This is a genomic window from Arthrobacter sp. M71 S08 (genome assembly GCF_059089725.1).
In genome coordinates, this window is the sequence record NZ_JBNHEY010000009.1 from 1 (window position 1) to 12,404 (window position 12,404).

General features: G+C 62.6%; 11 protein-coding genes and 1 tRNA gene. 6 read left to right on the forward strand and 6 right to left on the reverse strand.

Annotation, left to right across the window (positions count from 1 at the left end; translation table 11 throughout):
* Positions 1–2,332: IPT/TIG domain-containing protein (locus AC5RTB_RS15030; RefSeq protein ID WP_494061861.1), on the reverse strand; the 2,332-nt coding region annotated here is incomplete at its 3' end.
* 214 nt (positions 2,333–2,546) lie between these two features.
* Here AC5RTB_RS15030 and pepN point away from each other — a divergent pair.
* The 4 genes from pepN (at position 2,547) to AC5RTB_RS15050 (ending at position 6,907) form a co-directional block, all read left to right on the forward strand.
* Positions 2,547–5,099: an aminopeptidase N gene (gene pepN, locus AC5RTB_RS15035; protein WP_494061862.1), complete on the forward strand. Its 2,553-nt coding sequence runs from the start codon at positions 2,547–2,549 to the stop codon at positions 5,097–5,099.
* Positions 5,100–5,164: 65 nt separating this feature from the next.
* Positions 5,165–5,686 (forward strand): OsmC family protein, encoded by a 522-nt coding sequence (locus AC5RTB_RS15040; protein ID WP_494061863.1) that lies wholly within the window; start codon positions 5,165–5,167, stop codon positions 5,684–5,686.
* 133 nt (positions 5,687–5,819) lie between these two features.
* Positions 5,820–6,437 (forward strand): mechanosensitive ion channel family protein, encoded by a 618-nt coding sequence (locus AC5RTB_RS15045; RefSeq protein ID WP_494061864.1) that lies wholly within the window; start codon positions 5,820–5,822, stop codon positions 6,435–6,437.
* The gene (locus AC5RTB_RS15050) at positions 6,434–6,907 is read left to right on the forward strand and encodes a globin (RefSeq protein WP_494061865.1); all 474 of its coding nucleotides are present in this window, start codon (positions 6,434–6,436) and stop codon (positions 6,905–6,907) included. The genes AC5RTB_RS15045 and AC5RTB_RS15050 overlap by 4 nt, the downstream gene beginning before the upstream one ends.
* A gap of 22 nt (positions 6,908–6,929) precedes the next feature.
* Here the strand turns inward: AC5RTB_RS15050 and AC5RTB_RS15055 are convergent, their stop codons facing one another.
* Positions 6,930–7,601 (reverse strand): DUF8185 domain-containing protein, encoded by a 672-nt coding sequence (locus AC5RTB_RS15055; RefSeq protein ID WP_494061866.1) that lies wholly within the window; start codon positions 7,599–7,601, stop codon positions 6,930–6,932.
* Between the two features lie 215 nt (positions 7,602–7,816).
* Between AC5RTB_RS15055 and AC5RTB_RS15060 the strand changes: the two genes are divergently transcribed.
* Entirely contained in the window at positions 7,817–8,773 is a 957-nt protein-coding gene (locus tag AC5RTB_RS15060) for an acyl-CoA thioesterase (protein WP_494061867.1), read from the forward strand.
* Positions 8,774–8,874: 101 nt separating this feature from the next.
* Here the strand turns inward: AC5RTB_RS15060 and ettA are convergent, their stop codons facing one another.
* The 3 genes from ettA to AC5RTB_RS15075 all read right to left on the reverse strand — a co-directional run bounded on the left by ettA (position 8,875) and on the right by AC5RTB_RS15075 (position 11,714).
* Positions 8,875–10,557, reverse strand: coding sequence for an energy-dependent translational throttle protein EttA (gene ettA / locus AC5RTB_RS15065; RefSeq protein WP_494061868.1), 1,683 nt, complete (start codon positions 10,555–10,557; stop codon positions 8,875–8,877).
* Positions 10,558–10,625: 68 nt separating this feature from the next.
* Complete coding sequence (locus AC5RTB_RS15070) at positions 10,626–11,069, reverse strand: DUF6993 domain-containing protein (RefSeq protein WP_494061869.1); 444 nt, start codon at positions 11,067–11,069, stop codon at positions 10,626–10,628.
* A gap of 90 nt (positions 11,070–11,159) precedes the next feature.
* Positions 11,160–11,714 (reverse strand): single-stranded DNA-binding protein, encoded by a 555-nt coding sequence (locus AC5RTB_RS15075; protein WP_494061870.1) that lies wholly within the window; start codon positions 11,712–11,714, stop codon positions 11,160–11,162.
* Positions 11,715–11,901: 187 nt separating this feature from the next.
* Between AC5RTB_RS15075 and AC5RTB_RS15080 the strand changes: the two genes are divergently transcribed.
* Positions 11,902–11,974: transfer RNA gene (locus AC5RTB_RS15080), tRNA-Arg, on the forward strand.
* Positions 11,975–11,979: 5 nt separating this feature from the next.
* Here AC5RTB_RS15080 and AC5RTB_RS15085 read toward each other — a convergent pair.
* A complete protein-coding gene (locus tag AC5RTB_RS15085) occupies positions 11,980–12,390 on the reverse strand; it encodes a DUF3224 domain-containing protein (protein ID WP_494061871.1) in 411 nt (136 codons plus the stop codon).
* Positions 12,391–12,404: the final 14 nt, after the last annotated feature.

Genomic DNA, 12,404 nt, shown 5'->3' on the forward strand with positions numbered 1-12,404 from the left:
TGCCCGTGTACAGCCACAACCGCCCGTCCCGATCACGAGCAAGGACATCAGCCTTCCCGTCACCCGAGAAGTCACCGGGGCCGACAATGCTCGTCATGCTGTTCCAACCGGATCCGACCTGAGCTTTCTTCAGGAAACCGCCGGAGCCGTTGCCCGTGTACAGCCACAACCGCCCGTCCCGATCACGAGCAAGGACATCAGCCTTCCCGTCACCCGAGAAGTCACCGGGGCCGACAATGCTCGTCATACCGTTCCAACCGGACCCGACCTGGACCGGCTTCAACCAGCCACCGGAACCGTTGCCCTGGTACAGCCACAACCGCCCATCCCGATCACGGGCCAGCACGTCTGCCTTACCGTCGCCGGAGAAGTCTCCCGGCGCGACGATGGTGGTCATCGTGTTCCAACCCGAACCGACCTGAACCCGCATCAGCCAGCCACCGGAACCGTTGCCCTGGTACAGCCACAACCGCCCATCCCGATCACGAGCCAGCACATCCGCATTACCGTCGCCGGAGAAGTCGTGTCCCCCCACACCGGCGGGCGGCGGAGGAGCAGCCAGGTAGGAGAAGCTCAGCGTTCCCGAGTCACCGTTCGGGGTTGAAACGACGACGTCGGCGCTGCCCGCTGCATGGGCGGGAGTAGTGAACGAGAGTTCCGTCGCTGTAGCGACCGTGACGCTCTCCACAGGGATGTTTACTCCTCCCACTGTCACTGAGGTCTCCCCTGCCAGGAATCCCTCTCCGACAACGGTCACCAGCGTTCCGCCTTCGGCCGGCCCGGAGGTCGGTGACAGCGCTGTCGCTGTCGGCGCCGGCGGGAGCGCAGGCTCAGTGTAGGTGTAGACCACCTGGTTGGAGGTGCCTGCCGCCGTCGTGACATCGATGTTCACCGGCCCTGCTGTGCCTGCAGGAACGGTGAAGGAGAGCTCCGTATCGGAAACGACCGTGACGTCGTCGTCCAGGAACGAGGCGCCATCCATGGTCACAGTGGTTGCCGCCGGCACAAAGCCTGTGCCCCTCAGCGTTACCACTGCGTTCCCCGTGAGCGGACCTGAGTCCGGGGTGACCGAGGTGATGGTCGGAGGCACCGCTACCGCGACGTAGTTCAGGTCGATCGTGCCGCTGGTGCCGACGGGTGTGGTCACGCTTACCGGTACAGGTCCTGCCGCGTGCGGGGGTGCCTTGACGATGAGTGTGCCCGTGTTGAGTACCTCGACGTCGGACGGCGATATGACGGTCTGGCCCACGGTGACGCTGGTGCGGTCCCTGGCGAAGCCTGAACCGAAGACCCAGATCTCCTCCCCTCCGGTCGCAGCCGTTTCGTCCGGGTCGATCTCCTCGACGACGGGCTTCTCGGGCGCAGGCTGGTTGTAAGTGAACTCGAGGCCGCCCGTCGTCCCTGAAGAGGTTGTCGCCGTCACCAGTGCCGTGCCGGCAGGGTTCGCCGGAGTGGTGAAGGTGAGCTCACTGTCTGACAGAACGACGACGTCGGTAGCTGTGGTCCCGCCCACAGCCACCTTTGTACCGGCCGTGAAGCCGGAGCCGCGAAGGGTCACGGTGTCCCCACCGGTGCTCACACCGTTGGTCGGCGTCAGCTCCTGGGCCGTTGGCGCCGGCGGTGCGTCCAGACGCTCGCAGCTCACGTCACCGATGGTGACGTTGCCCAACCAGATCGCCGCGACCATCCCAACGCCGGGAACCGTTCCCTTGAGCGTGAGGTTGACTGTGACACCGGTGGCTTTCGCTGATGAAGCATTGTGGGTGTTGGTTCCGGGCCGTACCTTGGCTAAGATCTCGGCGCTGGTCATCCCGGGAACGGTCGCTGGGGTGGACACCTGCAAACCTTCGGGTGCAATTTCGTCCAGGTCAACCGGTGTTCCCAGCACGGCCACGTCCTGCGAATCCGTCTCTGCTACGGGGAGGGCGCCAGGTAGACAGTCCGCTGAGGAGGACACCTGCTTTGCCTCAACCGCTTGAACACCGAGCACCGACACAGAAAGGTCATCGACCAGTGCAGAACTGGATGTTCCCGCTGCGCCGGACGCGGTGGACAGCTCGGCGGCGCCGGCCACGCTCGCGCCCGTCAAGGCACCGAGATGGGCTGAGAGGTCGGGAATAGCCGTCTCTCCGGGCGGGCCCTCCGCTGCCGCAATAGCGTCAACGTCCAGCAGGTTCGCGCCGAGGAGCTCCAGGGACAACTCCATATTCACCGCTGACGCGGTCGCGTCACCCGGTGCGGCGAGCGCCGGCGTCGCGACGACGGCGCTACCGCCGATAGCAAGAGCCGACGCAATTGCGGTAGCCCTCGCAGTGCTCCATCTCGGGGACATGTTCACACTCCTATGCAGTCCGGACAGCCGCATCGGCATGCCGCCACAGGTGGCGGGACGTTGCACGACTGTCGTGCTGCTGCAACGGTAGGGATACGACCTTGGGAACAGGTTGAGCTCGTTTCCCGAAGGTGCGCGGTTCTGCGTATGGTGGGTCACACCGTGTAACCGCGGTAGTCCACCCCCAACTCCCGGAGGCACCACCTTGCCAGGTATGAACCTGACGCGGGACGAAGCACGCCAGCGCGCGGCCACAGTCAGCGTCCACAGCTATGCCATCAACCTCGACCTGACCCGCGGCGACTCGGTTTTCCGATCGACCACCGTGGTGTCCTTCGACGCCGAGCAGGGTTCTTCCACCTTCATTGACGCCGTCACCGAATCCGTCCACCGCGTGACGCTCAACGGTGTGGACCTGGACGTCGGGTCCGTCGCCGACGGCATCCGGATCCGTCTGGATAATCTTGCTGCGTCCAACGAGCTGGTTGTCGATGCGGACATGCTTTACATGAATACCGGCGAGGGCCTGCACCGCTTTGTTGATCCTGTTGACAACGAGGTCTACCTCTATACCCAGTTTGAGGTCCCGGACTCCCGCCGCGTCTTCGCCGTCTTTGAGCAGCCGGATCTCAAGGCGACGTTCCGCTTCACCGTGACGGCGCCGTCACACTGGGATGTCATCTCCAACTCCCCCACTCCCCAGCCTGTCGCTGCGAGCTCAGCGGACGACGGCAGCACCAGTTCCACGTGGGCGTTCGAACCGACTCCGGTGCTCTCCTCCTACGTCACTGCGCTGATCGCGGGACCGTACCAGTCCGTACGCAGCGAGCTGACAAGCTCCGATGGACGCACTATCCCCTTGGGTGTTTTCGCCCGCAAGTCGCTCATGCAGCACCTCGACGCCGAGAACGTATTCGAATTGACCCGCCAGGGCTTCGAGTTCTTCGAAGCCCAGTTCGGCACGCCCTATCCGTTTGAGAAGTACGATCAGCTGTTCGTGCCGGAGTTCAACGCCGGAGCGATGGAAAACGCCGGCGCGGTGACCTTCCTGGAGAGCTACGTCTTCCGCTCGCGGGTTACAGATGCAACCGTCGAGCGCCGGGCGATCACCATCCTGCACGAGCTTGCGCACATGTGGTTCGGTGACCTGGTGACCATGCGCTGGTGGAATGACCTCTGGCTGAATGAGTCCTTCGCCGAATTCATGTCCACCCTTGCCGCCGCAGAGGCAACCAGGTTCACGCAGTCGTGGACCACGTTCGCATCCCTCGAGAAGGCCTGGGCATACCGTCAGGACCAGCTCCCCTCCACGCACCCCATCGTGGCCCCGATCAATGACCTGGAGGATGTGCAGGTCAACTTCGACGGGATCACCTATGCCAAGGGCGCTTCGGTCCTCAAACAGCTTGTGGCCTGGGTGGGGCAGGACAAGTTCATGGAGGGCGTACGCGAATACTTCGGCAAGCATGCCTGGTCCAACACCGAGCTCTCCGACCTACTCGTCGAGCTTGAAAGGGCAAGCGGCCGCGACCTCACGGAGTGGTCGACCCAGTGGCTGGAGACAGCCGGTGTGAACACCCTCCGCCCGGAGATCGAGTGGAACGACGACGGCGCCATCACCTCGTTCGCTGTCCTCCAATCCGCCATCGCCGAGCATCCAACGATCCGTTCACACCGGTTGGGGATTGGATTCTACGACCTGTCAGAGGACGGGAAGCTTGAGCGCTCCCACCGGGTGGAGCTCGATGTTGCGGGTGAACACACGGATGTCGAGGAACTGGTCGGCATGCAGCGGCCCGACCTGGTGCTCCTCAATGACGATGATCTCGCCTACGCCAAGATTCGCCTTGACGATCGGTCACTGCGCACGGCCACCCGTCATCTGAAGAATTTCAGCGCGTCCCTGCCTCGCACCCTGGTGTGGGCTTCTGCGTGGGACGCCGCCAGGGACGGCGAAACTCCCGCCCGCAACTACGTTGAGCTGATTCTCCAAAACATCGCCTCGGAATCCGACTCCTCGGTGGTTCTGGTACTCCTGCGGCAACTCGCGACCACGCTGACGTTCTACGTGAACCCTGAAGATCGTCAAGCCATGGAAATAGCTGCAGCAGACAGCCTGTGGGAGTTGGTGGAAGGCGCCGACGCCGGCTCGGACTCGCAGCTGCAGTTCGTGAAGGCCTTCGCTGTGCATGCTCAGACCGATCCGCAACTGGACATCGTAGAGAAAATTCTCGATGGCTCCGGTGCGCCGGAAGGACTCTCAGTTGATGCCGACCTGCGTTGGGAGCTCTTGACCAGTCTCGTGGCGGGTGGCCGAAAGACGCAGCAGGACATCGACGCCGAGCTCGAACGGGATGCCACCGCTACCGGCGCGCTTGCCGCCGCGCAGGCCAAGGCCGCAATTCCTACAGCGGAGGCCAAACAAGAGGCCTGGGCGGCCGTCGTCGAACGCTCCGATATGCCGAACGCTGCACAGCGTTCAGCGATCAACGGCTTCACCCGCGTCCACGACACGGCCCTTCTGGAGCCTTTCGCGGCGAAGTACTTCGCCGCGGCCAAAGAAATCTGGGCGAATCGCACGCATGAGATCGCTCAGCAGATCATCGTCGGGCTCTACCCCTCCCGCCTGACAACCCAGGCGACCCTGGATGCGACCGATGACTTCCTGGCCACACTGGACTCGGATCTGGCTTCCCTCCGTCGGCTCACCCTGGAGAACCGCGACGGCGTAGCAAGGGCGCTCAGGGCTCAGGCGGCAGACAAGTAGCAGCCCACCAGCTGGCCCGGAAATGCACACCTGCACGTCCGGGCCAACGGGTGTACTTTGTGCCTATGAACCTCTCTGAGCATCACTATCGTGTCAGTGTGGTGTGGACCGGAAATCATGGCGAAGGTACGGCCACGTACCGGTCCTACTCCCGGGACCACGAGGTGTCCTCGCCAGGCGTGCCGGTGATCCTCGGGTCAGCGGACGCGACCTTCCATGGCAATCCCGAACGCTGGAACCCGGAGCAGCTCCTCCTCGCCGCACTCTCGCAGTGCCACATGATGTCCTATCTGCACATGGCGGTGAAACACAGCATCATCGTGACCGCCTACGAGGACGCCGCCGAAGGCACCATGCGGCTCAACCCCGACGGCAGTGGCCAGTTCACCAGCGTGACGCTCAGGCCCCGCGTCACTATTACGGACAAGAAGGCCAAGCGCACGGCGCAGTCAATCCACAGCGCAGCTGCTGCTGCCTGCTTCATCGGACGGTCGGTCAACTTCCCCGTCCTGCACGAGCCTGTTGTGACGGTCGGTGCTGCCGCAGGGCCACTTGCTGAGCCTCCTCATGCGATGACGACAGCCTGATCCAAAGCCCGGGAAAGGCAAACCGCCCAGGACAGGAATGCGACTGCGCCCACCCTGCGACGGTAACCTTGAGCTGCCTCCCACGTACCGTGACCTCCCCCGTACGTGAGCGCACTCAATGAAAGGTGTCCCCATGCAGTTCCTTGACCAGCTCGGTTACGGCGGTAACATCATCGCCGCCGTGCTGATCCTGCTGGCCGCGCTCGTACTGTGGCTGATATTGCGTGTGCTGATCAACCGCATGGTTCAGCGCGTGCAAAACGGGTATGACATGTTCAAGAAGCCGCATTTCCGGTGGGCTCAGCCGGTGTTGCGGACGCTGGATCACAAGCGCCGTGTCCAGAGGGCTGAAACGATCGGTGCGCTCCTGCGCAGTGCCACCGCGGTAACGATCGCGCTCATTGCGCTGATGACCGCGATTGAGCAGCTCGGAGTCAATATTGGCCCAATCCTCGCAAGTGTGGGGATCGTCGGTATAGCCATTGGTTTCGGAGCCCGGGAAGTTATCCGGGATGCTTTCCTCGGGTTCTTCATCACCATCGAGGATCAGTACGGCATCGGAGATGTCATTGAAGTGGGCGACACCGTCGGGGTCGTGCAGTCGGTCGGACTTCGGATAACCCGCATGGTGGATGAGAACGGAGCAATCTGGTACATCCGCAACGGTGACATTATGAAGGTAGGCAACAGATCCCAGGGGAACTACGTCCCACCCGCGACCGACGACGAAAAAATGGAAAAAAGCCAATGAGCAGTGAAACACCCGGCCCCATCCCTATCCCGTCCCGATTCGGTGAACCCATCGCGCGCTTGACGCCGGTGGGTCCGCGGTTCGACCAGCCTTCCTACACGGACAACTTCTACGAAGCCGTTGGCGGACACGACACATTCGTTCGCCTCGTTGATGCGTTCTACGACGGCGTGGCATCGGATGAACTACTGCGCCCCATGTACCCGGAGGAGGACCTGGGCCCCGCCAAGGAGCGCCTCCTGCTCTTCCTGGAGCAATACTGGGGAGGCCCGAGAACGTACGGTGAGACTCGCGGCCATCCGCGTCTGCGGATGCGCCACCAGCCGTTCCGCGTGACTCCGGCTGCTCGTGACCGCTGGCTGGTGCACATGCGGAACGCGCTTGATTCCCTCGAGCTCTCGCCCCTGCACGAATCAACGCTGTGGGACTACCTTGAACGGGCTGCGCACTCCATGGTCAACTCTGCCTGATCAGTTCCACGGCTGCTGACTCTCAAAGAACGGCAGCCTGTCGGACGAGGACGTGTCCGCTCCCGGTGCTGAGCCGCGTCCAGCGGCCATTTGTGAATACGCCTGCCTGCTCCCCCGGTACCAGAAACCCGAGAGCGAAACCTCCGAAGGCAGCGCCCGCCGGCAGATTCGGCGGGGCTCCTTCGATGGGCCGTCCCCAGATGATTCCGCGGGCGTTGTTGACTACGATGGCTCCCGGCGACTCCGGCACGGATTCAGCAACTTCCCGGATGCCGTCAGAGGCCGCGGCGAGCAATTGGTCCGATGGAATTGTGCCCTCGGGCCGCCAGCCCGACCGCGGCGGCAGGACCCCTGCCCAGATTTCGGTGACCGTTGTCGGTGGGACCGGCAGGACGACGTCGTTATCCCCCATATGGGCCAGGCGGTCCGACACTGAGGCAAGCGCCACCGTTGTATCGAGTTGCGCCGTTTCGCGAAGCGGCATGGTCCGCAGCCCGAGCACCGTGGGCGTCGCCTCCCCGAGGACCCGCGGAGCGAGGATGCATACGTACGCAGCAAGGACGTTCCCGATGGCCTGCAGCCGCACCGCACCATCCTGGGCGGCGCGGGCGCGACCGACATATGTGCGCAGGTCCAGCATCACCTGGGGTTCGGCAACGGTCAGTTCTCGGGCCATCGTGGAGGAGTGGGACATGGTGCAATACTCTCATCTGCGCGCCAGCCCCTTCCATTTCCGTAATGTTCAGGGCGACAGCGGTTGCGGTCAGATAATGCGGCACAGACACCGGTCAGTTGAGGCAGCAAGCCGCGCAGTCTAATGTCGGTCATGGTTCCCCTGACGGCGCTTCGCCGGATAAGCCCGGAGCCGTCCAGGGACACCGCCCGCAATACAAGGAGCCAATCATCACCATGTCCGCGCAACCCGTGCAGGATCCCACCGCCGCCCTCGTCAGCCTCCTCGACCTGGACAGTGCCGCCGGAGCCCAGACGGATGAGGAAATCTACGTCGCGACGCCGGTGAAACAGCCGGGCAAGCGGGTCTTCGGAGGGCAGGTACTCGCCCAGGCCCTCATTGCCGCAATTCGAACCGTGGAACCAGTGCGCTCCGTACACTCGATGCACGGCTACTTCCTCAGGGCCGGTGATGCCGATCTTCCCATCACCTTCGGCGTGCAGCGGCTGCGCGATGGGCGCTCATTCTCGGCGCGGAGGGTCCACGCTTACCAGAACGGCGTACCGATCCTGTCCATGATCGCGTCCTTCCAGCAGCCGGACGAAGGCATCACCCACCAGGAAGCCATGCCGTCAGGCCTTCCCGATCCGGAATCGCTCCCCTCCACCGCGGACCTGCTGGGCCGGTTCGATCATCCGGTCGCGCAGGCGTGGGCTTATGACCGCCCGTTCGACATCCGCCATATCGACTCTCCCCTCTATGTCGAGAACTCCGGCTCCAGGGAACCGGTCAACGCCGTCTGGATGAAGACCTTCGGCTCGATGCCCGCAGATCCCGCGATGCATCAGGCCGCTCTGGCCTACGCGAGTGATTACACCCTGCTCGAATCGATCCTGCGTCCCCACGGGCTCACCTGGATACAACCGGGAATGAGCGTGGCGAGCCTCGACCACGCCATGTGGTGGCATCGCCCGGTCAGTGTCGACGAGTGGCTGTTATACGTTCAGGCCTCGCCGAGTGCGTCGGGGGCCCGTGGACTGGCGCTGGGGAAGATCTACAACCGGGCCGGGGACCTGGTGGCAACCGTTGCGCAGGAGGGGATGATCCGTGTGCCCGACGACGCCGGCAGCCGCCTCAAGGGCGCAGTACAGAAAAAGCTGATGGACCAGAAGATGCGTCGCTGGAAGAACTGATAAGGGTCGCCGGAGAACTGATGAAGGGAGCGTGCTGAATGCACGCTCCCTTCATCAGTGGCTTACCGGTTCTATCTGTGGCTTACCTGACGGCGAAAGACTTAGTCGCGGGTAAGACGCCGGTGGGTCACCCGGTGCGGCTTGGCTGCTTCGGGGCCGAGACGCTCGATCTTGTTTTCCTCATACGCTTCGAAGTTACCCTCAAACCAGTACCAGCTCGCCGGGTCTTCCTCAGTGCCTTCGTAGGAGAGGATGTGGGTGGCTACCCGGTCGAGGAACCACCGGTCGTGGGACACCACGACTGCGCAACCGGGGAACTCAAGCAGCGCGTTCTCGAGGCTGGAGAGTGTCTCCACGTCCAGGTCATTGGTGGGCTCGTCGAGGAGCAGCAGGTTGCCGCCCTGCTTGAGGGTCAACGCGAGGTTCAGACGGTTGCGCTCACCACCTGAAAGCACTCCTGCTTTCTTCTGCTGATCGGGTCCCTTGAAGCCAAACGCGGAGACGTACGCACGGGATGGCATTTCAACCTGACCGACCTGGATGTAGTCCAGTCCGTCCGATACCACTTCCCACAGTGACTTATTGGGGTCGATCCCACCACGCGACTGGTCAACATAGGAGATCTTGACCGAATCACCGATCCGCAGTTCCCCGTCGTCGAGCGGTTCAAGTCCAACGATGGTTTTGAAGAGCGTGGTTTTGCCGACGCCGTTGGGCCCGATGACTCCAACGATGCCGTTTCGGGGCAACGAGAAGGACAGGTCGTCGATGAGGATGCGGTCGTCATAGCCCTTCTGGAGATCGTGTGCCTCGATGACCTGGCTGCCGAGACGGGGGCCAGGCGGGATCTGGATCTCCTCGAAGTCCAGCTTCCTGGTCCGCTCCGCTTCGGATGCCATTTCCTCGTAGCGGGCCAGGCGGGCCTTGGATTTGGTCTGACGGCCCTTGGCGTTGGAACGCACCCACTCGAGCTCTTCCGAGAGCCTCTTGGAAAGCTTCTGGTCCTTCTTGCCCTGAATCTCGAGGCGGGCGCGCTTCTTCTCAAGGTAGGTCGAGTAGTTGCCCTCGTAGGGGTACAGATGTCCGCGGTCCACTTCAGCGATCCACTCGGCTACATGGTCAAGGAAGTACCGGTCGTGGGTAACGGCCAGTACGGCGCCCGGATACGCGGACAGATGCTGCTCGAGCCACAGTACGCTCTCGGCGTCGAGGTGGTTGGTAGGTTCGTCAAGCAGCAATAGATCGGGCTTCTGGAGCAACAGCTTGCAGAGTGCAACCCGGCGTCGCTCTCCGCCGGAAAGGATGGATACATCAGTTTCCGGCGGCGGACAACGGAGGGCGTCCATTGCCTGCTCAAGCTGCGAGTCAAGGTCCCACGCATCGGCAGTGTCGATGGCTTCCTGTAGCTTGCCCATCTCGTCCAACAACTTGTCATAGTCGGCGTCCGGGTTAGCCATTTCCTCGGAGATCTCGTTGAAGCGCTGGATCTTGCCGTAGATCTCGCCAACGCCTTCCTGAACGTTGCCGAGGACCGTCTTTTCCTCGTTCAGGGGCGGTTCCTGAAGGAGTATGCCCACGGTGTAACCGGGACTGAGCCTTGCCTCTCCATTCGAGGGAGTGTCCAAACCTGCCATGATCTTGAGGATGGTGGACTTACCCGCACCATTCGGCCCCACCACGCCAATCTTGGCGCCGGGGTAAAAGGACATGGTCACGTCGTCGAGAATTACTTTGTCGCCAACAGCCTTGCGGGCCTTGGTCATTGTGTAGATAAATTCCGCCATAGGACAAGGCTAGTGCGTGGAGACCTCCAGAACATATTCGGGCGTCGCAGGATAAGCCGCCCGTCCGGTTACCTCTGGTCTCCTACGAAGCACCGTCCGTCGGAAAGTGCAGGAAGTTGCGTCGCTGTTGCGGTGCCGTCACGAACGTGCCCGAAGACGCATGTCTCCCCGACGGGCACGGCCGCGGTCATCGCGTCCACTTCCAGGCCGGTCGGAGTGGTGTCTATGGATACCTCAACGGAGTCAGCATCGACGCCCGCCGACTCGAAGGCAGCCCGCAGTGCTTCTGCGTCCGGCTTGCTTGTCTCGGCTGCCAGCGAGTTCAGGGCGTCGGCGATGCGGGAGGTAACGGCGTCTGCCGTGGAAGCAACCGACGGCAGAGTCGATGCTGCAGGATCAGGGCCTGGCGTTGCCGGCGACACCGTTGACGCAAGGGTTTGGATCCCGACAGAGGCGGCCCCACATCCGCTGATCACGAGGGGGATCAGTGCGGGGAGGAGCCACAACGCCACGACCGTATGTTTCCCTCTGGTTTCGGTCTCCGGCCGTGTCCGATATCCCCGCATGACCCAATTCTGACACGGCACCGGCGGCGGCAAGGCCTAGAAGGGCGCCGTAACCAGCTCGTCGTCCGCACCGGACTCGGCATCGGGATCCGGATCGGGGTCGGACTGGCTCTCCGGTGACTCAGCAGCTGTGCCGGGAGCGCCAAAACCTGGCGGCAGTTCACCCGTGCCGTAGTCGACGCCCGAGAATCCGTCATCAGTCCCTGTCTGCATCGAGGGGTCGTTACGGTCGGCGCTGGAACGCCTGAAACTCGCCGTCCCGAACAACAGATCATGCCCGGCGGAGTCGGCGTCAATCTCCACCGTGGTGCCGCTCTTTCCTTCATCATTGACCCAGGCTCTGACCCGGAGCCTGCCGGTCACGATGACGCGATCACCCTTCTGCAAACTGACTCCGGCATTTGTGGCCAACTGCCGGAACATCGAAACGGAATACCAGTTGGTGTCACCATCCACCCAGGTGTTGGCCTTCTTATCGAAGTACCTGGCGGAGCTGCCGAGCCTGAACTTGGTGATCGGCAGTCCGCTGCTTGCCACGGAACACTTGACATCGGTGCCGACAAAACCACGAATCGTCACATAGTTGCTCATCGTTCTTTCCCTTCAGATGTTTGAGGACCGACGCCGGCGCATCGGCTAGCTCAAGTCTCTGACGGGGTGTGAACCGTGTGATCGTTGTCCGTGGCTATGTGGGCAACCGCAGTGAAATTTGTCGGCTGTGGAGGAGATAACGCAGACTAAGAACCGCTAAACTTGTGTGGGCGCTTCGCCCGCCCAGGCCCCCGTAGCTCAATGGATAGAGCAACGGCCTTCTAATCCGTAGGTTGCGCGTTCGAGTCGCGCCGGGGGCACAGAATCACCCGGGGAATGTCACTCGCAGTTCAAGATAGTGCTGACCGGAAACGTCCTGCGAGTACTCCACGCGGCCGGCGATCCCTTCCAGGTCCCCTGTCCCGGACCCTGGAATGACATGTCCCGAACTGGCCGCTGCGCTTCCTTCCGCGAGCCCCCAGTGCTGCACGATCATGCTCCCGCGTCGGCCAAGGATGCTCCCGGTGAAAACCTCCGACGCCACATAACCGGCTCCGCGGTTATTTCCTGCCATGAGCAACTCGGCCACGGAGGACCCCTCAATGTCCCCGACGAATTCTTTCGTTGCGCTAACCCGCGTCAGTTCGCTGTCGACTCCGTCAACCGAATACGACTCAGGTTCCCAGTGCGAGATGTCGAATGCTGCCCGTATGACTTGTTCCTGCAGTTCGCTCATCCCACCAGTATCGC

Bases quoted from the DNA above. Each gene is read 5' to 3' on its own strand.
- AC5RTB_RS15045 (WP_494061864.1), top strand. From the start codon at position 5,820: ATGCAGTTCCTTGACCAGCTCGGTTACGGCGGTAACATCATCGCCGCC.
- AC5RTB_RS15060 (WP_494061867.1), top strand. From the start codon at position 7,817: ATGTCCGCGCAACCCGTGCAGGATCCCACCGCCGCCCTCGTCAGCCTC.
- AC5RTB_RS15085 (WP_494061871.1), bottom strand. From the start codon at position 12,390: ATGAGCGAACTGCAGGAACAAGTCATACGGGCAGCATTCGACATCTCG.
- AC5RTB_RS15050 (WP_494061865.1), top strand. From the start codon at position 6,434: ATGAGCAGTGAAACACCCGGCCCCATCCCTATCCCGTCCCGATTCGGT.
- AC5RTB_RS15040 (WP_494061863.1), top strand. From the start codon at position 5,165: ATGAACCTCTCTGAGCATCACTATCGTGTCAGTGTGGTGTGGACCGGA.
- pepN (WP_494061862.1), top strand. From the start codon at position 2,547: ATGAACCTGACGCGGGACGAAGCACGCCAGCGCGCGGCCACAGTCAGC.
- AC5RTB_RS15055 (WP_494061866.1), bottom strand. From the start codon at position 7,601: ATGTCCCACTCCTCCACGATGGCCCGAGAACTGACCGTTGCCGAACCC.
- AC5RTB_RS15075 (WP_494061870.1), bottom strand. From the start codon at position 11,714: ATGAGCAACTATGTGACGATTCGTGGTTTTGTCGGCACCGATGTCAAG.
- ettA (WP_494061868.1), bottom strand. From the start codon at position 10,557: ATGGCGGAATTTATCTACACAATGACCAAGGCCCGCAAGGCTGTTGGC.